A 23,176-nucleotide genomic window follows, 5' to 3' on the forward strand; every position below is an offset into this window, starting at 1 on the left:
AAGCTCGGGTCACTTGACCCGGGCTTTTGCATTCTTGTTTGAAAATGATGTTATCAAAAGGGACTCTTGATCATCGGTACTTCTATCAGAAGCAGTCTTGCATCTTTAGTTGCTGAGAAGTTTATCACCTCAGCACCCGTGATTCCCAGTGCATCCCGCTTCTTCAGTTCCTCACTATTTACCGTTACTTCCCCCTCTATTACAAAGACATAAACTCCATTACCCTCTTTTTTCAGGGCATAGGCGAGCTCCATTCTGGCATCCAAATCAGCCAGCGAAAACCAGCTGTCCTGGTTGATCCAAAGCACCTGATCATTGTCTGGGGCCACTACCGTTTGCCATTGGTTTTTGCGACCTTCTGGCGAAAAGGTAATTTGCTGATAGCGTGGTTCGATATCCCTTTCTTTGGGCAGTACCCAAATCTGCAGAAAATTCACCTCATTAGACTTGGAGTGGTTGTATTCTGAGTGCGTCAGTCCATGTCCGGCACTCATGATCTGCACGTCTCCAGTCCTGATCACCTCGGTATTGCCAGTGCTGTCTTTATGCTCCAGGTCACCCGAAAGTGGAATCGACACGATTTCCATGTTGTCATGAGGATGGGCACCGAATCCCATGCCGGCCGTTACTATGTCATCATTCAGCACCCTTAGGGCCCCGAAGTTTACACGCTCAGGGTTGTAATACCGCCCAAAGCTAAAAGTGTGTCTGCTTTGCAGCCAACCGAAGTTGGCGGTACCTCTGCTTTCAGAGGTGTGTTTAATGGTATTCATCTTTTTCCTTTCTTTTTATCTTGAAAACTGTCCGTGATGAACAAATTCATCAATGGGCATTCTGTTTCTTTCTTCCAACTCCCTGTTTCTGAGTGCTTCCGGGAGCTGATCAGGGTCACCGAAGTAGCCCAGGGCAATGACCGTCACGGCCTCATAATCTTCGGGTAAATCAAATAGCTCTTCCAACTGTGTCTTATGAAATCCTCCCATTTGATGCAACCCAATACCTTCCGCAGTGGCTTGTAAAGCGAGGTTGCCAATGGCCAAGCCCAAATCATGGTGGGCAGACTTATTAGGCGCTCCGTTGCGGGTGTAGGTTTTTTTTACCAGATTCACCATCAGTACTGGGGCCTGCTCAGCCCAAATCTGATTTCCAGGCATCAAGGCGTCAACAATTTTTTTGTGTGCCTCTTCTCCCTTGTGAGCGTATATTACCCGCCAGGGTTGCTCGTTCATGCTGGACGATGCCCACCGCATGGCTTCAAACAAAGTGTTGAGAGTCTTAGTGTCGATGGGCTCCGGTGCAAATGCCCTTGGACTCCATCTGTCCTTGATTTCTCTTAATATATCGTATTGTGTTTTGGCTTCTTTAGCTTCTAGTATCATATCGCAAATTTTATGGTAACTGTCTATATATACGCATATACATTAAATGTAGTTACATATAAATTCATCTAAAGAGATATGACTTATTTTTATCTGCTCAGGGCGCTTTTTTGTGATTTTTATCAATTCTAATTGCGGAATTTATACCTGATCATCAGCCTTAGTTCTGATCGGGTACTGCCAGCCACGTCCTGTAGTCCTGAGCCTACAGCGTCCTGATCGGGGTATTCAAATCGGGCGTAGCGTGCCCAGAAGCTGAGTGATTTACTGGCTGTATACTGCAGCAGTAGGTAGGATCTGAATCCTGTGCCGTTGTAGGCAGGAATGCTAAAGGCGTAAAGCACGTTGCGCTCGTAGAGGTACTGCCGGTTGTTAAAGTCCTCTGTTTCGAACAGGGCAAAGCGGCTGGAGAGTTTCATTTTCCAAAAGGAGAGGTTCACGTCCTGCACGAGTGCGATTCCGTGGGTTTTGATATTTTCCTGTTCATAATTAGACCCCTGAACCCTTGATTTAAAGCTAAACGTTCGTCCTATGGCATAGTCTATGTTGAAAATGTAACTCTGTTTGATGGTCTGGGTGAGCTGGCTGAGGTTGCCATCTTCGGATGAAATGGAAAGTTCCTTGTTTTCCTGGCGAAATTGTGCGTACATCTGCACGGAGCGAGAGGGCTTGTAGGTGAATCTGCCCAGATATTCATATCCTTCAGATGGGGCATCTACCCTGAATTTTAACCAAGGGAAGGAAAACTTATCAAAATAGGCAGCTAACTGATACTTTCGTGAAGGTTTGTACATGAGCCCCCAGTACACACCGGTTTCGTTGATATTTCTAGAGCTTTCGCTGAAGGCGTTGCCATAGAAAGAGTGATAGTTTTTGTCATAATTTCGGACCATCCAGCTGAAGTCGAGTTTTGGTGTGAGTGAGGCCAGTAGGCCGCCTACAGCCCCAATACCACCGGACTGTGATTGGGCTACTTCGCTGAAAAAGATAAAATTCTGCCAGTTGTAGCTGGCGTATAGGCTCCCTATGAGGTTTTGATCTCCTGTAAATTCATACTGATTGTAGTTGTTGGGTTTCTTTTGCAAAGGCCTGGAGAATGTGGACAAAAGGCCTGTGGCCCCGAAGCTCAGTCCAGGCCCCATGGTGTAATCAAGCGCAAAGCCAGTGGAGATTTCGCGCAAGGTGTTTTTACCCCCCAGTTCGTTTTGGGTACGGTGAAATCCGGTTGCCTGAATGCTGTTCACAAATTCTTCAAAATTGGAATAGGTGCTGTCTGTACGCAGGTTGCCGTCCTGCAGCAGGGTGGACCCAAATACTGTGGCTTCCAGCTGTCCGAAGGAAAGCGTGGTGGCGGCTCCTCTGAAATAGCCAGATTCCAATACAGAGGAATAGGGTCTGATCCCCACGGTGCTTCGTTTGATGGTATTTACGGTTTCGGCGCCTTTGCCGGCTCCAAACCCTGAGCCTAGTACCAACCCCTGACCAAACTGCATCTGATAGTCTCCAATAGCCAGCGTTTTCATACGGCCTTTGTTTTCCAGAAGAAAATGAAAAGAGTAAAAATCAAACCCATACTGCTTTTGGTCAGGTTTGACCGCAAATGCTTCTCCGGCATCTTTTTCAAAGGTGATACCCAGGCTGAAATCATCAGGATGGCTCACGCGAAACCTTCCATACAAGGTGTTTTGATCTCCCTGATACCCGGAGCCATCCTCCCGCCGGTAGCCTTCTTCGGTTTCGAGGGTGCGGCTATACCTCAGGAGGAGGTAGTTGTTTTCTTCTGTAAGTATTCGCTGAGGCAGCGGTCTTCCGTCGGCAGTTTCGGTGACGGTAACAAAGGGTAGCAGATCCCTGATAGTGGCCATATCCAGTTCGGGTATGGCCTGCAGTTCGTAGAGTGAGATCAGCTTACCCCGTTTGTCGATGTAGTTGAAAAATGCATTGAGTTGAATGGGACTGAGTATGGACAATGAGGCCAGGTCGGCCCTTGTGGCTCTATTCAGGTTAATGGGGTTGGTGTAGTAGAGGAGAAGCGATTCGTACAGGTCTTCATAGTTGATGTCATCGTCCTGTATTTGAAAGCGTCTTTCTGCGAAATCTTCCAGGTCAATCTCGGACCTTACCTGAGCCTGAGTAAACAGCGTGAGACCTATCAGACCTATGATGAGTACTTCCTTCAAGGTTTTTTGAGTTGATAGGCCAATGATATTTCGTGGATAGCTCCAAGGTTTTCATTGGAGAAGGCATAGTCAAAAAGGAAATTCTTAGGTTGGAAGCCAAAACCGAAGGTGGCCCGAACCTGGCTGTTGCTGAGGTCATTTCCCTGCACGTTCAGTCCTGTTCGGATAAGTACGTTTTTAATAATGGCATACTCCAATCCGGCTTTGAATTTCTCCCGACTGTCCAGTTGTTTTTCTACTTCGGTATTAATCATCAGAAAGTCCTTTGGTCGGAAGGAGAGCCCTGCTTTCATGGTGGTAGGATGCATAGTGCCATGCTTGAAATTGAAGATATGCGCCCCAAAGATGATTTGCCTGGTGATTTCTGCTGTACCGCCCATTTCCAGCGCTGCTACCCGTCTGGTACTGAGGCCTTCGGCGTGTGTCTGAATAATGTTTATTCCAGCTCCCAGACTGACCATCTGAATCCTGTTGGCCAGCACCAGTCCTATCACTTGCTGGTTGAAAAGGTCATCACCAAACTTGTAGTATTTGATGGCAGTATTGACGAGCGAATGATGGTAGACAAGTCCACCTCCCAGTACATGGAAGCCCTCGATGTTATATCTGTTTTGATAGGTGATCATGGCTGTAGAGGCCTCCAGGCCGCCCAAAGCTCCCGGGTTATTGAAGGCCGCCCATCCATCGGTGAAGGTGAGGGAAGTGCCCGCCATAGCGCCATTTCTGGCACCCAGCGCGTAGTTTCCATCCTGGGCAGAGAGCAGGCAGGGGGTAAGCAATAGAAAGAGCAGTATCCAACGCATATTGCAAAGTAGGTTATTCCACTTATTAAGTCAATGGTGCTATATTAATGACCTGTTATGATTCGATATATTTTTTCTTCTTTTTGTGGCCTTTTTGGCTTTTTACTGGTTTCCGCTCAGGATACACTCTACTATGATTCAGGAGCGATCAGGTCTGTGGGTCGGCTGGTCAATGGGCAGCAGCAGGGTGTTTGGATATATTATTACCCTGATGGTTCACTCAATTCCCGTCTTTCATATCGGGAGGGTGCCCTGGATGGGGAACAGTTGTTTTTTGGGTTTAGCGGGACATTGGAATCCAGAGAGTTTTGGGTGAATGATCTCCTTCAGGATTCTGCCTTTTACTACTATCCTGATGGCCTATTGGAGCGGCATGGTATGTATGAGGCTGGACTGTACTATGGCTTATGGCAGTTTTATCACGCCAATGGACGGTTGAGGCAGGAGGGTAGCTACCGGGAGGGCTTACCACATGGGCTTTGGCTCAGCTACTATGAGAATGGCCAGGTGCGTGACGAAGGGTTTTATACCAATGGTCTGGAATCCGGATTATGGAAGTTCTTTGACGAGGGTGGAAATCCAACCTACGAAGGTCACTATGAGCAAGGACAGAGAGTTGGTCAGTGGTATTTTTACAATAAGTCAGGCAAGCGAAAAAAATGGAGAAATTTTCATTAGACGATGCTAGAGCTCCGACTGAAAGTTGATAAAGAAGTTACGCTCGCCCTGGGCATTGTAAGAGTACTCAAAGCGGAAGGTGATGTCATACAAGGTCACTATGTCAAGTCCTAGCCCCACGCCATATAGTAGCCTGTTTGTGAGAACGTCACTCTGGTAGTACCCCGGGTAGTTATTTACCCATCCGGCATCACCGAACATTTTGGCGTAAAAGGCAAACGGAATTTTCCTGAACTTCTTCAGGGGCATGGCCTGACCCAAGTTGGCCTGAGTACTGAAAATTAGCTTTTTCAAAGTATTCTTAGTGAGGAAATTCTGTGGACCTTCAATCACATCCAGTTCATAGCCACGCACATAGTAATTGTCCAGACCAAACTGGGTATAGTTGAAGTACGGGACATTATCGCTCGTAGTGAGCTGTCCGCCGATACTTACGTTTCCATAAAAACCAGACCCCATGTCAAAATAGTGATAGTGGTTGGCAGTGAGCCGCCATATATCCACGTCTTGGAATATCCCCAGACCTAGTTTTTCGATCATCGCCAGGGTTTTATGACCGGTGAGGGGATAGTTTTTGTTGTTTCGTTTATCCTGAGAAAAGGAATAGGATAGCCCAAGTACCTGCTGGCTGGTCGTTCCATCACCGAAATAGTTGGGGTTAAGTGCCGCAATGGTATCCGATATGTTCATGGAGTACCCCTGTAGCATCAGGTAGTGGTAGTTGTAAAACGAAGGCCTGTAGGTATATACGATATATCCCGATGTAGCCTCCCGGTTGATGCGCTCCGCAGTAGAAGAGTCTGTGAAGACGGTAAAATGATCGGTGGTTTTGTAGGGTAGCTTCTTGTTGTTCAGGTACCCACCACCAAAGGTGAGGCCGTGTTTTTGACTTTTATCTATATAGGGAATGGAATACTGAAAGATCAACCGCTTTTCGAAGCCTGTCAGCCCGATGAAACGAAGGCTTTCTTTTCGCCCACGGAAATTGTAGATGTCCAGTTTCAATCCATATTTTACCCTGCTTGGATCATGGTTGCGATTGTACCACCAGTCATTGAAATTCCGATCAGCCAACCTGAACACGGGAGAAGGCCAGATGTACCATCGTTCTTCTACTTTGATGAGTAAATCCACTGTGGCAGAGTCCAATACTAGTTTTTCTATGGTGACAGAGTAGAAGAGGTTCGTGTTGTACACGTTGTTTCGGGAAGTTTCCACCAGTTCGTCCAGGCTGCCCGCCGGTACATATTCGCCCTCCTGCACCCTCAGCTCACGGGTAATGATGTAATCTTTGGTCTTTTCATTGCCAAGAATGAAAATTTTGTGCACCTGTATCAGTCTGGAGTCGAGTGTGTCTTGCCTGGTTGCTTGCTTTCTGTTCCCCTTTTCTGATTGTCCAAAGGCCATTGAACCTCCCCAAAAGGCCACCAGCAGCAATAGATATAGTTTCAATAGTTCTTTCCTCACGTTCCTACATTATACCGGCTAAAACAAGCCGGAAGTGTGTTTCATTTAGTGCAGTCTGCAAACTGAGCGAATATAATTGTTTGCGCCAAATATGGTGACTACTTTTGATGGGTGAAAAACGTAATCAGAAAGCTTTTTATTCTCCCGGTGCTGTTTTATCAATACAGTATCTCACCACTTTTTCCAAGCACCTGCCGTTATTCACCCACCTGTTCCAATTACGCCAAAGATGCCATTATGAAGCATGGTGTTTTCAAAGGAACCTGGCTGGCCATTCGCCGAATCTCAAAATGCCACCCCTGGGGAGGAAGCGGGTATGATCCGGTGCCTTAAGGGGCCTGCTGCAATTCTTTCAGCTCCTCATCAAAGCTACTCGATAAAATGGGAAACCTGCACCACGTTCTGGGATCCACATTGAAATCATCCAGGTGAAAACTTGGCGCTATTCGCTCCCGCTTCCACTGATTGATCGACCAGAGTCTGAAAAACTTAGTGATCCACTGTTTTAATAATACGTGATCTGGCCATTGTCCCTTGAGTCTGGCGTATACCTCCAGGGGTGATTTTCTGTCCCTGATGGCTTTTTCTTCTATATCTACCAATACAGCATAGGGCATCAGGTCGTCTTCGTCTGTTTGGTGGCGGTCCTGAGGGCGAAGCTCCGCAGTGGGTGAGAGGGTGTTCACCTTATGTAGTCCTGTGTAGCCCAGCTCTTTTTCAGCATACACCAGCCAGCTGAGTATGAAGTTCTTGTCAACAGCGGCAATGGGTGAAATACTTCCGCTGGTATCACCATCCATAGTGGCATAGCCCACATCGCCCTCACTTCTATTGGAAGTAGACAGGAGCAAACATTTCTTGATATTAGCAAGCATCCAGATAATCGGGGATCGGGCCCTGGCCTGAATGTTTTGAAGCGCAATGTCATCTGTAGTCCAGTCAAGTGAGCGTTCCAGGACCGTCTCTATGGATCGGGTATAGGCCGAAACCTCCTCATCGATGGTCCAGTGAAAGAACCGGGCACCAATACTTTCAGCAAGACCTTTGGCGGAAGACAGTGTGTCCTCCGATGAGTTTTTGGTACCCTGGTAGGCAGTGTAAAAAAGTTGCTTAACTATTTCCTTAGGCTCGTCAGAAGGCTCCAGGTCGAGGTTCAGTTTTTTTGCGAATTCCTCAAAACCAAGTTCAGAGAGCCCATTTTTTACAGCCTGAGCCACCAATACAGCAATACTGCTTGAATCAGCTCCGCCACTGAGCGAAAGTACAAATCCTTTGCTTTTGCTTTTTCTCAAATAATCGAAAAGGGCCAGTGAAGCGGCCTTGGTAAACTCTTCATGTCTTCCATTGGCGTCCGGCAGAATGTTTTCCTCACTGAGCTCCGGCTGATCAAAATCAATCGTGCACCCCAGGGTGTTGAAGTTTTTGAATGAAAGCCGGGTGTTTTTTCCTTTTAGTACGCCCTCCTGGGCAATGAGGATATCACCGTCGTAAATCATCCGCCCGGATTCATTTCCGAGGAGATTGGTATACAAATAGGTACAATGAAAGGTTTCCGAGCTACTGATAACCAGATGTTCCCTGAAATCTGCTTTGGCAAAAGCAAAATGACTGGCCGATGGGTTTAGCAGCAAGTCTACCTCTTCATTGATGAGGTGACAGGCCGGACGATCCTTTCTCCAGGCATCTTCGCAGATTTCAAAGCCTATTTTGATCCCCAGATAATCTATCGTAAGGTGCCCGAAAGGGTAAGTTTGCTGACCGATCTGCAGGTCGGTGATTTTTCCGGATTCCCAGGGAGTGAACCAGCGGGGCTCATAATGCACGCCATCATTGGCCAGTTTTTGTTTGGCGTAGACTCCCAGTATTTTCTGGTTGGCAATGAAGCAGGTGGTGTTGAAGACTCGTTCCTGGTACCTGATAGGCAGGCCTACTGCGACCGCTATATCCTGAGTGTGAGGAACAATTTCCTGAAGTTTGAGGAGGGCTTTTTCCGGTAGCCATTCACTCAGAAACATGTCTTCACAGCCATATCCGGTGATGGAAAGTTCGGGCAGGCAGAGAATCTCTATGCCCTCAGAGCGGGCCTGAGCAATGGATTGCTTAATATTTTGCAGGTTGTTTGACCAGTCCATGGGGATCTGGTTGAGGCAGGCACCGCCTATTTTAATAGTTCTTCCCACTATTCTATCTTTAGTTGTTGCAAAGACCTCTGAGCTGCGTCTTGTTCTGCTTTCTTTTTGCTAAAACCAAACCCTTTGCCCAGTGGTTCTTCATCCACAATCACCTGGGCCACAAACTGCCTATCGCGAGCATCTTCGTTTGACTTAAGAATCTCAAAACGAATGGTTTTGTTTTCTCTTTGTGACCATTCGATGATTTTACTCTTATAGTTGGTAGTGGTACTGGCCAGCTCTTCAAAGTCGAAATGGGGCTGAATTAATTTATTTTCAATGAATTTTTTACTGAATCTAAACCCCTGGTCGATATAGATGGCACCTATCAGTGCTTCCAGGGAATCACCATAGACGGACTTGTGGGAGATGCTACTCCCTTTGTTTTTGTGATACTTCACTAGCCCCTTCAATCCAATCTTTTTCGACAGGTTATTGAGCGATTCACGGTTGACAATTTTAGAGCGCAGTTCAGTGAGGAAGCCCTCTTCCTTGAAAGGAAATCGCTTAAATAGCATTTCGGCCACCACCATACCCAAAATAGCGTCTCCCAGGTACTCCAGTCGCTCATAGGAATCCTTCAGTCCTTTGGAGTTGAGCTCGGCAGCACTGGAGTGTCGTGTGGCCCTTTCATACAGGGAAAGGTTGTTAGGCCTGCGGCCTGTGACGATCTTGTAATTCCGGTATAGCTCTTTATCTGGTCCGGAGAAAAGATATTTGATGAACCCGTGAGATTTCCTGAATATTGAGGGCACTACCCGCTGTATTTACCGAAAATAACAGAAGCGTTGTGACCACCAAAACCAAATGTATTGCTCACCACCACATTCACATCCCGTTTTTGGGCGGTGTTGAATGTGAGGTTCAATTTAGGGTCTATTTCAGGGTCATCCGTGAAATGATTAATAGTTGGAGGTATGATACCCAACTCCAAAGCCATGATAGAGGCGATACTTTCAATGGCCCCGGCAGCACCTAAAAGATGTCCAGTCATGGACTTGGTACTACTGATGTTCATATTGTATGCGTGCTCTCCAAATACCTTTTGGATGGCCTTTACTTCTCCGGCGTCTCCCAGTGGGGTAGATGTGCCGTGAGTATTGATGTAGTCTACTTCTGTGGGCTTAATGTTGGCATCTGCAAGTGCCTCGTTCATCACGAGCACAATACCATCCCCATCGGGGTGTGGTGCAGTGATGTGATAGGCGTCAGCAGACATGCCCACACCGAGTACTTCGGCATATATTTTGGCTCCACGCGCCTTTGCATGATCCAAATCTTCGAGCATCAGTGCCCCGGCACCTTCGCCGAGCACAAAGCCGTCACGGTCTTTGTCGTATGGCCGTGAAGCAGTGGTGGGGTCGTCATTTCTTTCAGAAAGCGCCTTGAGTGCATTGAAACCACCAATTCCGGTTTCAATCACCGCTGCTTCGGAGCCTCCGGTGAGAATGACATTAGCCTTTCCCAGCCGGATGTAATTATAAGCATCAGACAATGCATTGTTAGAGGATGCACAAGCCGATACTGTGGCAAAGTTAGGTCCTCTAAACCCGTACTTGATAGACAAAAGTCCGGGGGTAATATCCAGAATCATTTTGGGAACAAAGAAGGGGTTGAATCTCGGGGTGCCGTCACCCTTTGCATAGCTAACCACTTCGTCCTGGAAGGTGGTGAAACCACCAATTCCGCTTCCCCATATCACACCGATTCGGTCTTTATTGGTTTTTTCCAGATCCAATCCAGAGTCCACAATAGCCTCGTCTCCGGCTACCATGCCATAGTGACTGTTAGGATCCATTTTTCGGGCTTCTTTTCTGTCCAGGAAGTCCAATGGATCAAAACCTTTCACCTCACAGGCGAATTTGGTGCGAAATTTTTCTGAATCGAATCGAGTTATAGGAGCGGCACCGCTAACACCCTTAGCAAGTGCATCCCAATAATCATTTTTATTGTTTCCTAACGGTGTTACCGCACCGATTCCTGTAACTACGACTCTTTTTAATTCCATAAACTGAATCTCAGATTATTTTACGTTTTCTTCCAAGTATGAGATGGCCTGGCCAACAGTAGCAATATTTTCTGCCTGATCGTCCGGGATAGAAATGTTAAATTCTTTTTCAAATTCCATGATTAGCTCCACAGTATCCAAAGAATCAGCTCCCAGATCGTTGGTGAAGCTGGCCTCAGTAGTTACTTCTGATTCTTCAACACCTAATTTGTCAATGATTATTGACTTTACCTTTTGTGCTATTTCTGACATTTTTATAATATTTAGTTAAAATCCGATGCAAAGAAATACATTCTAACCATTAAAATCAAAACAAATTAAACCCTTGAGAAATGGTATCCCAGAAGGTATTTGGGTAATTTAGCGCTTCATTAAGCCACAGGGATGAAGAAGAGTCGGCTAACTACCCAGTATCCAACTGATTTTGAATTGATAGGGATCGTGTCATCAGCTAAAGAGTATCAATTAGCCTGGCATTTGAACCAATTAAATGAGTTTCATCTGGTAAAAGATGAAGATGTTAAGATTGATTTTGCGGAAAACAGACAAATCCGCGTTTCGGTACTGTTGGAGGAGACGGAATTCAGGAAAGTGTATCTATTGAAAAATAAGCTAGTAGCCACCAATATTCAGACCAATCAATTTCTCGTTCAGGAACTGCAACAATTTGATTTTTTGCTGAAGTTGTCCAGTCAAACGGATGAAAACTGGGCGAATGAGTTACTTTTGAAGGTCAAAACCATCCCCGTGATAGACTATTGTCTGACGATAGACGTGAGTAAGATAAAAATGAAAGATAATTTGGTTTTCTGATAAAGAAATACTGAATAGCTATGTTGAATTCAACATGATCAAAATATTCATTTACTTGCGGTCGATTTAAGAGTGAATTTACAACCGATATTATACGCATGAAAAAATCCCTTTTCAAAAAAACCAAAATAGTAGCCACCATTGGGCCTGCCAGCCGCAACAAAGAAACGTTGGCTGAGCTGATCAAAGCGGGTGCTAATGTATTTAGATTGAATTTTTCGCATGGTACGCATGCCGATCATCAGAAAACCATAGAAATGGTTCGTGAACTGAATGATGAGCTTGGCGCCAATGTAGCCCTGCTTCAGGACTTGCAAGGCCCGAAAATCAGAGTTGGGCAGGTAGAAAATGATGGTGTGCCCATAGCGCCGGGTCAGCAGTTGATCATCACTACCAAGGACATGCTGGGTACGAGCGAGAAGGTGAGTACCGTTTACGAGGGAATCGTGAATGATGTGAAGCCCGGAGATGCTATTTTGATTGATGATGGCAATATTGAATTAAAGACTATTAAGGTTTCTGGTGATGAGGTGATCACCGAGGTGGTTCATGGTGAACTCCTCAAGTCGCGAAAAGGGATTAACCTTCCTAACTCCAACGTGTCGGCTCCCTCCATGACTGAGAAGGACATTGAGGATCTGGAATTTGGTTTCCAGTTTAACCTGGAGTGGGTGGCTCTATCTTTTGTGAGAAAGGCCAGTGATATTATTGAAATAAAGAAAAGACTGGTAGCGGCGGGTGTCAATACCAAAGTGATCGCCAAGGTGGAAAAGCCGGAAGCCATTACGAATCTGGAAGAAATCATCAGAGAAACAGATGGAGTGATGGTGGCCCGTGGTGATCTGGGTGTGGAGGTTCCTTCCGAAAATGTACCGTTGTTACAGAAACGCATGGTACGACTGTGCAATAGAGCTGGTAAGCCGGTGATCATTGCTACCCAGATGATGGAGAGTATGATAGAAAACCCTCGACCAACAAGGGCCGAAACCAACGATGTGGCCAATGCGGTGTTTGACGGAGCAGATGCACTCATGCTCTCCGCTGAGTCAGCCTCAGGTAAGTTTCCCGTGCAGGCTGTACAGCAAATGGCCAAGACCATCGTGGCGATAGAGTCCGATTCCAGGACGATTTACTCCAAATACGAGGAAGAAGATACAGAGTCCACCACCCGACACAATGACTTGCTGGTAAGATCAGCCTGTCGATTGAGTGACCAGGTAGGCGCTAAGGCCATTGTGGGAATGACCAAAAGTGGATATACAGGGTATCGACTGTCCATGCACAGACCTAAGGCTAATATTTTCCTGTTTACCAATCAGAAACACCTGCTTCGTCAGATGAACCTTGTATGGGGAGTGACAGGCTTTTTCTACGATAAGACTTATGGGATTGATGAGACCCTGGTGGAAATAGAAAAAGAACTTGTGAAGGAAGGATACCTTGAAAAAGGTGATTTCTTTATCAATACAGCCAGTATGCCACTTCACTGGAAGGGTCATACGAATATGATGCGGGTGACTCAGGTAGAGTAGAGAGGCAGGGGTTCCACTCATCGTGATTATGGAGCCACTCAGCGAGTATTAAAATTCTAACGTAAGAAAATCATGAGTTTTGCCGTATCTATGGCAAAGCGCATGATTTTTTTTGTTTCTGGGATGAACGGCCAACTGCTTTTTCTGGGAATTATTCTTGTTTTTGGAAGTGTTTTTCTTCCGGTTATCCAATCACGTATTGTGAAAAAGGAAGCTGAAATTCGTCAGTTTCACCTTGAAAACCGACACCAGCAAACCTTGATTACCTTTCAGGAGTCGATGAAGGGTTTTGTGACACTCATGTCTGGAGTGAGATCGTATATGGTTTCCAGTAGAACCATGCCAACCCAGCAGGAATTAAAGGAGTTTCTGGCTTACCAGTTGAAGGATCTTAACTATACCGCGCCAATTATCTTTTCATTTGTAGACACAAGTCATGTTTTCAGGTATTCATTTAGTCAGTATGAGGATGATCCAGGAAGACTTATAGGAACATCTGTGAGGGATATTAGGAGCGAATCTGAAATCGAAAAGTTGGATGCAGTAATGAGAGAGGAATCTATTTATTTACTTGCTCCAATCAACATGGTAGAGGGGATGATCGGTATACCTGCCACCTTTAGCGTGGTAAGAGATGAAAAGGTCTTGGGATACGTTGCAGCGATCGTAGATTTTAAAACCCTGATTAATCCTATATATAAAGCCCAGTCCACAGAGTCCTACGCACATCATTTCTCAGTAGGTGACAATGTTGATTTTGACCGGGAAAGAATTTATGACGGCTCGGTTTCGTATCATACCAGACAAGATCCTGGATTTTATAAGAATTTTGAAATTTCGGAAGGTGCCTTTCTATATTCAGAGGTGGAGCTGTATGGTTTGAAATTTAAAATAGGCACTGCTGCTGTGGAGCAAGACGAGCAAAGGTTTAATATGGCGATACTCCTTTATGGCTGGTATTTATTGCTGATTGCTTTTGTAGGTTTCTCTGTTTACCGTCTCTTACACTATCGCAAGTTAAATGTTGATTTAAATGCTTCTAATGCTGAGGTGGAGTCACACAAGGTGATGCTGGAAGAGCAGAACAGGGAACTGCAACGAGTGGTTGGGACCAAGGATAAACTCTTTTCGATCATTGGTCATGACCTGAGAGGTCCACTTTCCTCCATTGTGACCATGATGAGTGAGTCCCAGCACAATAGGATCAGTCCGGAGGAGAAGATGAGGTTTCTCGCCGGACTACGTGATGCAGCTAAACAGAGCCTGAACTTACTGGATAATTTGCTGCGCTGGTCTATGGTCAACACCGGGGCCAGGACTTTGGATGCAAGGAGAATAGACGTAGCCATGTTGGTGACTCATGTCACGGACCATTTGGAGGTGATGAGTGAAGCCAAACAAATCTTACTGAAAAGTGAAATAGCTGATGGCATGGAACTCATTGGAGATAAGGATATGCTTTCCACTGTACTCCGAAATATTGTTTCCAATGCCATCAAATTCAGTCATGATCATTCTGTGATCAAAATCAAGGCTTACTCCGCAGGGCACTTGGCTATATTAGAAGTTCACGATTCGGGAGTTGGTATGACCAGTGAGCAGGTAGCTTCATTATTTAAGACAGATCGGGAGCATGTGAGCAGAGGAACACGGGATGAAGCTGGCACCGGGCTTGGTCTTATTGTATCACACGATTTCATCAAACTCCACCATGGAAGTATCAAGGTCGAAAGCACGGAGGGTAGTGGTTCTATGTTCAGAATTATTTTGCCAATGGGGGAGCTGGAAAGTCAGAATATCACCGCTGATATCAAGAATGGAGTGCCTGTTTTATGATACCTCATTCTTATTTCAGCCTGTTTTGCGATTTACTTACTCCTTCAAAAACTTTCCATTCCAGAGCTGTGAATCATCTGCAGCCTGAAAGAAGTATAACCCGGGATTTAGCTCACTGATGTCGATCGTTTGCACCTGGTGATTGAGCTGAATCAGCAGGATGCTGCGTCCGGTGGTGTCATATATTTTGATGGAGTTGACTTTTCGACTCAGATGGATCTCCGTAGTGGCAGGGTTAGGAAATACGATTAACTCCTCGGGAGATTGGTAGCTGGCGCTCAAAATAATATTTCCATTTTCATCCACCTGATGAAAGGAGTTCACTTTTTTAATCAGCCACTTATCAGGATCAAATGTCAATGTATTTACTTGGCCACTGGCTGGCACTTTGAAGAATTGGGTGTTCTCCTCAGGGCGAAGTAATAACCGTTTGACCTGCCCACTTTTAAAAGTAATTTGAAACTCCAAAGGGGTGGAGAAAAAGGGCACATCGTCCGTTGTGGACTGATGAATGCTTATACCCAGTGTGTCTCCCTCCAATTTGGTCCAGGTGATATCAAAAACGGGGAATCCTCCACCGTAATACCATTGCTGAAAAAAGGAACCAAAGTCCATTTTGGTCTCTCGTTCCAGTATAGCTCTGAAGTCTTCTCCAGATGCAGATCGACCGCCATATTCCTGAAGATAGATGCGCAAGGTTCTAAAAAAGAGTGCATCATCATCGACAAGCTCGCGAATCATGTTGATCAGTAGTCCACCTTTCAGATAGGTAAGTCTGTATTGAAAGATTCTCGAATCGGTCAGTTTCTCATCCAGAGGGATATAGACAGAACCGGTGTCCGTACCTGTCACGCTGAGCATATCATCCTCCATGATGGCCCGGGCATTTTTGACCGACAGCAGTTTTTCAGCAGCTATGTATTCGCAATATCTGGCAAAGCCTTCATTGATCCAGATGTCGTTCCAGGTAGCACAGGTCACATGATCTCCAAACCACTGGTGTCCAAGCTCATGTGCGTCCAGCCCAAAAGTGAAAATACCCATTGAACTCATGGTTTGATGCTCCATACCTCCACTGAATGGGGCCATGACATGGCCATATTTTTCCTGATGGAAAGGATAGAGCCCAAAAAGCTCAGAGAAAAGCTCCATCATTTCAGGTATCATGTCAAGTTCGTCCTTGTAGTAGGGCAGGGTCTCCGGGTTGTTGTATAGGTAGTTTTGGATAAAAATGGAGTCACCGGAGAGCGCAGTGGGTTTGGCGTAGTTATTATATTCCACATATTCGCCCACAGTAAAGGCCACCAGATAGTAAGCCATGGGATAGATAGATTTCCATTCATAGCGTGTTTTCCCATCAATCAGGCTAAGGCTTCTGGTTAGTGTCCCGTTGGAGCCCACTTTGAGGTGGCTGGGAACGGTGATGTGTACACTCACTGAGTCGATTTTATCATTAAGGTCCTGCTTGGCTGGCCACCAGGTTTTGGCGTTGAATGGTTCGGATAGGGTCCAGGTGATTTGATTGCCCCAGGCCTTGGACTGTGCATTGTTTATGCCAGAGAAAATACCGGCGGAGGCAGGGTTGGGGGTGCCCTCATAGGTTACTGAAATCGAAACAAGATCACCCGCATGCACACTTGATGGACGGGATATGTGTAGGAGGTCCTGGTGATGTGTGAAGTTGACTTCTTTTCCATCTACAGTCACCTTGAGCACATCCAGTTCATCGACCAGTTCCAGTATAAACTCATTGGGTTCTTCCTGGATGATTTCCACGAGTAAGGTGGATGAACCTGAAATGCTGGTAGAAAGATTGTCAGCTGCGAGATCAAGCCACAGGTATTTCATGTCAAAATGATCAGACACAGGACCGGATGCCTCCACACCCATACCGGATGATCGGTTGCAGTAGGCTATTTCTGTTTGTGAATAGGCCACTGTGGACAGCACACAAAGAACAAGGGAAACAAGGAGCGTTCTCATAAATCTAAGATAGGAACAATAAGAACACTCTCACACCTGATTTATTTTAGAAATTTTTAGGTTCCACCATGAGTATTTGCTCTTTTTCTACCACCACAGCCCCGGGCGCTGTGCCTTTGCGTTTTCTTACATGCTTTTTGGGTGTATAGATAACGGGGCAAAGACTATCGGTTTTACGCTTGGAAAACCAGGCGGCCAGTTGAGCGGCACGTTCCAGTACGGTCTTGGGGATGTTCTTACCAGCCTGATGTCTGATCACCACATGTGAGCCAGCTACATCTTTGGCATGAAGCCACAGGTCGTCCTTGTTGGCGACCTTCAGGGTAAGCTCATCGTTGGCTTTGGCGTGCTTTCCCACCATGATATGGTACCCCTCGAAGTTGTATTCGTGATAGGGTAGTACCTCTTCCTGCCTTTCCCTTTTCTTTTGCGTGGGTTGCAGATTGCGTATGGTCTTTATGTTTTCAGCTTCGCCAAGCTCAGCCACTTTCTTCTCCAGGGTGTCCAATTGTGCCTGGCGAATTCTCAGGTTCTCCTCCAGTTTGTTGATCTCCAGTTGCTGATTTTTGGATTTCCGGTAGAGATTTTCAGCGTTTTTCTGAGGTGTCCATTCCGGATTGAGCTTGATGGTGATCTCTGTATCTGCATAAAAATCATGGAGTACGACCGATGAGCTTCCTTTTGGAATCTGATGAAGGTTGGCCATGAGAATATTGGCAATTTCCTCGTAGCCACGTCTCTCTTTGATGGCTTCCAGCTTTTCACGGGTTTTGATGAGGTAGCTTTTGGTCTTCTTGATGGTGTCCTCCAAAGGGCGCACCGCAGCGTGTTTTTCCGAATGGAGATAATATGAGCGGGTATACTCCTCATAGAACCTGGTGCAGGCTGCTATGGTTTCTCTGGTCTCCAGCAGAATCGGAAGGTTCTGTTCCAATAAAGAAAGAACAGGCGTTCCATTGTTTTGATAAATCCTGATGGGGTTGCTAGCGAGCAGGTTCAGGGTGTGAGTCATGAGTTTCCATTTTTCATGGATGGTTTTTTGCTCATACCCAAGCTCCATTAGCGATTGGTACACCTCTTTTCCCAGGGCTGGAATGTAGGCTTTTGGCTCGCCCTTGAGGGCTTCAAACCTTTCAAAATCAAGCTTCAGGTCTTTTTTTAACTCCGCTGGTACCAGTTCTTTGTCTCCGGGTAAGTTGTTTCTGAAGAGTTTGAGGGTCTCATGATTTTGTGCCAGTAGTACATTAGATCGGCTGGCGTGCATTTTGAAAATCAGGTAGTACCCATTCTCAAAATCAATGGCAAAGGACCTTTCAAACGGATAGACCCGCACCGATGAGACCTTTTTGCCTCTCAACCTGGCGAAAAGATCGATGCTGTTTTTTTTGGCTCTTTTGAAGTCGCTGGTAATCTGAAGAAGACAAATTTGGGGATTGAGATTCGCCCTGATGTATACTTCTTCGGCTTCCTGCGCAAATCCCAGAATGAGCTCGTCTTTGCTTTGAGAGAAGCATTCCAGCAGCTCATAGCCAACCAGGAGGTTATGCAGATCACTGGCAAGTCTCTTGAGAAAAAAGTAATTGTGAAACATGAGGACAAAGATGCATGATCCTGACGATGATCTGGTATCACAAGGTGACCTTAAGGCCGTCGAAAGCAAAGTCAATGCCCTCCGGAAGCTCCAGCTCTACATCGCGGTGTTTGCCCATGGAGTGGCTCATGTGTGTAAAGTAGGTCTGTTCAGCACCTAGCTCTTCCGCCATGGCAATGGCTTCTGCCAGTGTGAAATGGCTGATATGCGCCTTTTTTTGCAGTGCATTGAGCACCAGTATTTTGGAGCCTTTGATTTTTTCCTTTTCGGCCTCCGGTATGGCGTTTGCATCGGTGATGTAGGTGAAGTCGCCGATTCTGAATCCAAATACCGGCAGCTGATAGTGCATTACCTGGATGGGATTGACCGTTACCCCGTGAATATTGAAGGGATCATTGTTGATTTCATGAATTTTGACCTGAGGCACACCAGGATATTTCTGCTCGGCAAAGACATACGAAAATTCTTTTTTGAGCTGGGTGATTACTTCGGAAGAAGCATACACGGGCATATCCATTTGCTGCCTGAAATTGAAGCTGCGAATGTCATCCATGCCAGCTGTGTGATCCTTGTGGGCATGGGTATACAGGACTGCATCCAGCCTTTTGACGCGTTCCCTGAGTATTTGAGTTCTGAAGTCAGGGCCGGTATCTACTACCAGACTGAGTCCGTCTACTTCTATGTGAATGGATGCCCGTGTACGTTTGTCACGAAAATCAATGGAGGTGCAAACTTCGCAATCACAGGCTATGACGGGCACACCCTGGGAGGTGCCGGTACCTAAAAAAGTAATGATCAAAATGAAAGTTGTGTTTGATTGATTTCCTGAAAGAGTTTTCGGTTTTTCTCGCTCAGGTCTTTCGAGTTGATGTCTATTTGTTTGAGAATTTCGAGAAGGCTATTGATTTTCCCATCCAGTGAGTAGTATTTATTCACGATGGCAATCCGAGTGTCCTTCAGGATACAATAACCCGACTGAAAATTTCCCTTCTCATACCTGAGCATGTAGTCTGTTTCGGAGAAGATATCCTCCAGCCTGTTTAAAAAATGTTTTGTGTATTTAATTTCCATCTACCATGTAGCCTTTTACTGTTTCCACCAGGGTGTCGTAATTTAATGGTTTTGGAAGATAACCATTGATTCCCGCTTCTTTAAAGTCATCCAGGCTATAGTTATTGGCATTGCCTGTGATGGCTATGATAGGCACGTCAGCATTTTTGTTTTTCATTTTACGGATTTCCCGCGCACACTCCATACCGTCCATTACCGGCATGTGTATGTCCATAAGGATAAGGTCGAAGGTTTCGGACTCCAGTTTGTCAATTACCTTTCGGCCATCCTTTACAGCACTGATTTCATAATTCTGCAGGGAAAGAATCTTCTTGGTGAGATTCTGTATCACAGAACTATCCTCTGCAACTAATATTTTCTTAATCATTAGGGTAGGGTTCAGGTGGTTAAAAAATTAGCGTAACTCTCTTTAAATTCAGTAAGACATTTTTTCAATTCACCGAGCTGCTTATTCATGTATTTATAGTCCTTACTTTTAAGTTTTTTCTCCATCTCTTTGGCCACGGCTGCCAGACGTTCAATGCCCAAGGTGCCGGCATTACCTTTTAAGGTATGTAGTTCCCTGCGCATAGATTCGTACTCTTTCTTGCCGGCAAAATCTGTAACACTAGCCACTTGCGCTGTAGCTTCCTCGTCAAAATCACTCAGTACACTTTCGATCAGTTCGCGGCCTCCGTACTTATAAAGGTGGTTGAGTGTGTTTTGGTTGATGACGAGCTCTTCAGCGCTTTCATTAAAAACTTCAGAACTTACTGATTTTGGCTCAAAATGCAACCAAGTTTTGACTTTTTCAATTAAACTATTGGCTTTTATTGGCTTGGCGATGTAATCGTCCAATCCTTTCTTGAGAAATTTCACCCGATCCTCTTCCATGGAATAGGCGGTCATGGCTACTATAGGCGGTCTGTGATCCAGTTTAAGCTTTTTGATTTTGGCAGTAGCCTGCACTCCATCCATGTCAGGCATCTGTATGTCCATAAAAATCAGGTCAAATTTCTTCTTTTTTACTTCCTTGATCGCTTCCTGACCGCTGCTAACTTCCACTACCTCGCATCCCGACTTGAGCAGGATACTTTTGGCCACATTTCTGTTAATCTGATTGTCGTCCACCAAAAGAATCCTGGGGCTCGAATCAGTGAACTGTTTGACAAAGACACTCTCTTCAGTCTTTTCGGAGATCTCATCAGCGCTGATAGAGTAGGCCTCAAAAGTAAACCAAAAGGTGCTTCCCAAGCCAGGGGTGGAGGCCACGCCGATTTCTCCACCCATTGATTTGACCAGCTCCTTGGAGATGGCCAGCCCAAGGCCTGTGCCTGAGTAATTTTTGCTGCTGGAGCTATCTATCTGGCTAAAATTCTGAAACAGTTTTTCGATATCATTCTGGTAAATCCCGATCCCTGAGTCTTTAATGAAAACCTTGAATCGGTAGCAGTTGTCCTGACGGTTTAGCACACGTATACTCAGGTTGATATTTCCCTTTTTGGGAGAAAACTTGATGGCATTGGAGGTCAGATTGGAAAGCACCTGAGTGAGGCGCGTCTCGTCGGCCATAATGTACTCCGGCAGCTGATCGTCCAGGTGATAATACAGTGTGTTATTGCTCAGGTGTGCCTGCTGGGAGTATAGTTCATAGACTTTCTCGAAAGTGTCTATCAGACGTACGGGCTGAAGTCTGAGCTTCATTTTTCCCGCTTCTATCTTGGAGAGGTCCAGGATGTCATTGAGGATGTGAAGCAGGCTGTCTGAAGATTTTTTGATGGTACGGATGTATTCTGACTGCTCCTTATCTAGCTGAGTGGACCCGATGAGGTCTATCATGCCTATGATACCGTTCATAGGGGTTCTGATTTCGTGACTCATATTGGCTAGAAATCGTTCTTTGATTTGCAGGGAGCGCTCGGCCAGTTCTTTGGCTTCTCGCAGCTGTCTGTTGGTCTCTTTCAGTCGGGTGAAGTCACGTGCTACACCTTCTATTTCATATTTGTTTTTTCTACGCTTGATTAATCTTACGTTGCTCAAAAACTGAATTTCATTGCCTTCTTTGGTCACTACTACACCTTCGTAGTTCTGAACTTGCTTGTCTTTATACAGCTCCTTGAAGAGGTCCGAAAGTTTGGATTTGGAAATGAAATAGTCGGTAATTTTTTTACCGACCACCTCTTCCTGGTCGAAACCAAGGACTCGCTTCACTGACGGACTCACCAGGGATATGATCCCGTCCATATTGCAGCGGAAATAGATATCCTGAAAGGATTCGAAAATGTTTCTGAACTTTTCTTCGCTCTCCATCAGGGCTGTTTCTGATAGCTTTTTCTCGGTGATGTCGTTGGCTATGGCCGAAATCTCATGAATGCTCCCATCTGGCAGGAAAATGGGGTTGAGGAAGACGTCACGCCACACTTTTTGTCCATCCAGTGTCTTTTGGCTCGTTTGAAAATTGAGGGTGTTTCCCTTGAAAACGTGCTCGTATTTTTTTTGCCAAAAATCGGAGGCTTTGTGAGACATGGTATGCGGGTCCTGGTCTTTCAGGCTCATACCTATTTTGGGTTCATGGCCATAATAGGCCTCGAAGGCTTCGGCATAGTTCTGGTTGAAAGAGGTGAACCTGAGCTCAGAATCCAATGACCAGATCTGGTGGGTACTACTTTCAAAAATGGCGTTGATTCGCGCACCCTGATTCTGAATCTTTTCCGTGTTGAGCTTGCGCTCCATGGAGAGGGTGATCTGACCCGAGATAAAATCCAATAGCTCCAGGTCTTTGTGGTTGTAGGCGGATTGGTCCTGGTAGGAAAAAACCGAGAGCACACCTATGGGCCTGCTATCCAGCTGTATCAGCACACCCAGCCATATATTTGGAAGCTTATCCTGGAGTTTGACTTTTTTCTGTTTGGCGATTTTTTCTATCCCATCGCTGTAAATAATCATGGGTTTGCCTCGTTCGAAGGTATAGTCAGCCAGTAGCTTCTCTACATCTTTTTTGAATTTGACTCCCGTTTTTTCTTCATCTCCATTTACCCAGTAGGCATACTGGTAGGTTTTACCCTGCTTCAGTGCCACACTAAAGTTTCTTACTTTCAGTATGTCATTGAGCTCTTGAAATATTTTGCCATAGAAGTCCTCCGGGCTGTTTTGGGAGATGGTGATGTTGGCAATTTTGTAGTAAAGACTCTGAGCTCGCTCTGCACGGAAGCGTTCTGTAATATCAAAAAAGACACATCGGAACTCGGCAGGTTCGTCATTTTCAAAAACACAGGTGAGCTTACCAATGACGTAGATATTCTTTCCATACTTGGTCTTCAGTACGGTTTCGAATCGTTCTAGGCGACTACCGGCTGTGATTTTGAGGAGATTATGGAGGGTTTGCTTGCGGTGGTCGGGGTGCACCACTTCCACAAATTTCAGGTCAAATATTTCATCCTCTCTGTATCCAAGCTTGTTTCTCCAGGCTTCGTTGACAAACCTAAATTCGCCATTGGGTTTGAATATCTGTATGAGATCATTGGATGAATCAAAGAGTTCCTTAAGGTGGAAATTGGTTTTTTCAACCAGGCCATAATAGTCCTCATGGGCTTTTTCAAGCCTTTCTTGAAGCGATTTTACTTCTTCCTTGAGTGATTTGATGTCTTGTTCGGCCAGATCCATTTCTATAAAATTAGCCAATTAA

20 protein-coding genes are annotated in these 23,176 nt (G+C 45.6%); 5 read left to right on the forward strand and 15 right to left on the reverse strand.

Going from position 1 to position 23,176, the window contains the following annotated elements:
• Positions 1-53: 53 nt before the first annotated feature.
• From ACHKAR_RS04110 to ACHKAR_RS04125, 4 genes are all read right to left on the reverse strand, one after another.
• Positions 54-773, reverse strand: a complete 720-nt coding sequence (locus tag ACHKAR_RS04110) for a pirin family protein (RefSeq protein ID WP_395416292.1) — start codon at positions 771-773, stop codon at positions 54-56.
• 15 nt (positions 774-788) lie between these two features.
• Positions 789-1,379, reverse strand: coding sequence for a nitroreductase family protein (locus tag ACHKAR_RS04115; RefSeq protein WP_395416293.1), 591 nt, complete (start codon positions 1,377-1,379; stop codon positions 789-791).
• Between the two features lie 128 nt (positions 1,380-1,507).
• A complete protein-coding gene (locus ACHKAR_RS04120; RefSeq protein ID WP_395416295.1) occupies positions 1,508-3,559 on the reverse strand; it encodes a ComEA family DNA-binding protein in 2,052 nt (683 codons plus the stop codon).
• On the reverse strand, positions 3,556-4,362 hold the full coding sequence (locus tag ACHKAR_RS04125) for a PorV/PorQ family protein (protein WP_395416296.1): 807 nt from the start codon (positions 4,360-4,362) through the stop codon (positions 3,556-3,558). Before ACHKAR_RS04125 ends, ACHKAR_RS04120 begins: the two co-directional genes overlap by 4 nt.
• Positions 4,363-4,419: 57 nt before the next feature.
• Between ACHKAR_RS04125 and ACHKAR_RS04130 the strand changes: the two genes are divergently transcribed.
• Positions 4,420-5,040 (forward strand): toxin-antitoxin system YwqK family antitoxin, encoded by a 621-nt coding sequence (locus tag ACHKAR_RS04130; protein ID WP_159578778.1) that lies wholly within the window; start codon positions 4,420-4,422, stop codon positions 5,038-5,040.
• Between the two features lie 6 nt (positions 5,041-5,046).
• Here the strand turns inward: ACHKAR_RS04130 and ACHKAR_RS04135 are convergent, their stop codons facing one another.
• Positions 5,047-6,507, reverse strand: coding sequence for a POTRA domain-containing protein (locus ACHKAR_RS04135; protein WP_395416297.1), 1,461 nt, complete (start codon positions 6,505-6,507; stop codon positions 5,047-5,049).
• A 111-nt stretch (positions 6,508-6,618) separates the two neighbouring features.
• Between ACHKAR_RS04135 and yidD the strand changes: the two genes are divergently transcribed.
• Positions 6,619-6,840: a membrane protein insertion efficiency factor YidD gene (yidD, locus tag ACHKAR_RS04140; protein WP_395416299.1), complete on the forward strand. Its 222-nt coding sequence runs from the start codon at positions 6,619-6,621 to the stop codon at positions 6,838-6,840.
• Here the strand turns inward: yidD and nadE are convergent.
• The 4 genes from nadE to ACHKAR_RS04160 are packed head-to-tail and all read right to left on the reverse strand — an operon-like array spanning position 6,837 to position 10,938.
• Positions 6,837-8,687: an NAD(+) synthase gene (gene nadE / locus ACHKAR_RS04145; protein WP_395416301.1), complete on the reverse strand. Its 1,851-nt coding sequence runs from the start codon at positions 8,685-8,687 to the stop codon at positions 6,837-6,839. The genes yidD and nadE overlap by 4 nt on opposite strands.
• Positions 8,687-9,433, reverse strand: coding sequence for a ribonuclease III (gene rnc / locus ACHKAR_RS04150; RefSeq protein WP_255465026.1), 747 nt, complete (start codon positions 9,431-9,433; stop codon positions 8,687-8,689). Before rnc ends, nadE begins: the two co-directional genes overlap by 1 nt.
• Positions 9,433-10,686: a beta-ketoacyl-ACP synthase II gene (gene fabF, locus ACHKAR_RS04155; RefSeq protein WP_159578784.1), complete on the reverse strand. Its 1,254-nt coding sequence runs from the start codon at positions 10,684-10,686 to the stop codon at positions 9,433-9,435. The genes rnc and fabF overlap by 1 nt, the downstream gene beginning before the upstream one ends.
• Positions 10,687-10,701: 15 nt before the next feature.
• Complete coding sequence (locus ACHKAR_RS04160) at positions 10,702-10,938, reverse strand: acyl carrier protein (protein ID WP_115868928.1); 237 nt, start codon at positions 10,936-10,938, stop codon at positions 10,702-10,704.
• Between the two features lie 132 nt (positions 10,939-11,070).
• Here ACHKAR_RS04160 and ACHKAR_RS04165 point away from each other — a divergent pair, with 132 nt between their 5' ends.
• The 3 genes from ACHKAR_RS04165 to ACHKAR_RS04175 all read left to right on the forward strand — a co-directional run bounded on the left by ACHKAR_RS04165 (position 11,071) and on the right by ACHKAR_RS04175 (position 14,867).
• Complete coding sequence (locus ACHKAR_RS04165) at positions 11,071-11,499, forward strand: IPExxxVDY family protein (RefSeq protein WP_395416302.1); 429 nt, start codon at positions 11,071-11,073, stop codon at positions 11,497-11,499.
• Between the two features lie 98 nt (positions 11,500-11,597).
• Positions 11,598-13,031: a pyruvate kinase gene (gene pyk / locus ACHKAR_RS04170; RefSeq protein WP_159578788.1), complete on the forward strand. Its 1,434-nt coding sequence runs from the start codon at positions 11,598-11,600 to the stop codon at positions 13,029-13,031.
• Between the two features lie 72 nt (positions 13,032-13,103).
• Positions 13,104-14,867, forward strand: a complete 1,764-nt coding sequence (locus ACHKAR_RS04175; RefSeq protein WP_395416303.1) for a sensor histidine kinase — start codon at positions 13,104-13,106, stop codon at positions 14,865-14,867.
• 36 nt (positions 14,868-14,903) lie between these two features.
• Here ACHKAR_RS04175 and ACHKAR_RS04180 read toward each other — a convergent pair whose 3' ends face one another.
• Genes ACHKAR_RS04180 through ACHKAR_RS04205 form a run of 6 tightly spaced genes read right to left on the reverse strand, consistent with a single transcriptional unit; the run spans position 14,904 to position 23,172 of the window.
• Positions 14,904-16,850 carry a M1 family aminopeptidase gene (locus ACHKAR_RS04180; RefSeq protein ID WP_395416304.1) on the reverse strand — a complete coding sequence of 649 codons (1,947 nt, stop codon included), beginning with the start codon at positions 16,848-16,850 and terminating at the stop codon, positions 14,904-14,906.
• 46 nt (positions 16,851-16,896) lie between these two features.
• Positions 16,897-18,441, reverse strand: a complete 1,545-nt coding sequence (locus tag ACHKAR_RS04185; RefSeq protein WP_395416305.1) for an NFACT RNA binding domain-containing protein — start codon at positions 18,439-18,441, stop codon at positions 16,897-16,899.
• Positions 18,442-18,478: 37 nt separating this feature from the next.
• On the reverse strand, positions 18,479-19,240 hold the full coding sequence (locus ACHKAR_RS04190; RefSeq protein ID WP_159578801.1) for an MBL fold metallo-hydrolase: 762 nt from the start codon (positions 19,238-19,240) through the stop codon (positions 18,479-18,481).
• Positions 19,237-19,512, reverse strand: coding sequence for a hypothetical protein (locus tag ACHKAR_RS04195; RefSeq protein WP_159578803.1), 276 nt, complete (start codon positions 19,510-19,512; stop codon positions 19,237-19,239). The genes ACHKAR_RS04190 and ACHKAR_RS04195 overlap by 4 nt, the downstream gene beginning before the upstream one ends.
• Positions 19,502-19,879 carry a response regulator gene (locus tag ACHKAR_RS04200; protein ID WP_159578805.1) on the reverse strand — a complete coding sequence of 126 codons (378 nt, stop codon included), beginning with the start codon at positions 19,877-19,879 and terminating at the stop codon, positions 19,502-19,504. The genes ACHKAR_RS04195 and ACHKAR_RS04200 overlap by 11 nt, the downstream gene beginning before the upstream one ends.
• A gap of 11 nt (positions 19,880-19,890) precedes the next feature.
• Positions 19,891-23,172 carry a PAS domain S-box protein gene (locus ACHKAR_RS04205; RefSeq protein ID WP_395416306.1) on the reverse strand — a complete coding sequence of 1,094 codons (3,282 nt, stop codon included), beginning with the start codon at positions 23,170-23,172 and terminating at the stop codon, positions 19,891-19,893.
• Between the last annotated feature and the right edge of the window lie 4 nt (positions 23,173-23,176).

Origin of the sequence: Marinoscillum luteum (assembly GCF_044005705.1) — a bacterium.
Classification (GTDB): domain Bacteria; phylum Bacteroidota; class Bacteroidia; order Cytophagales; family Cyclobacteriaceae; genus Marinoscillum; species Marinoscillum luteum.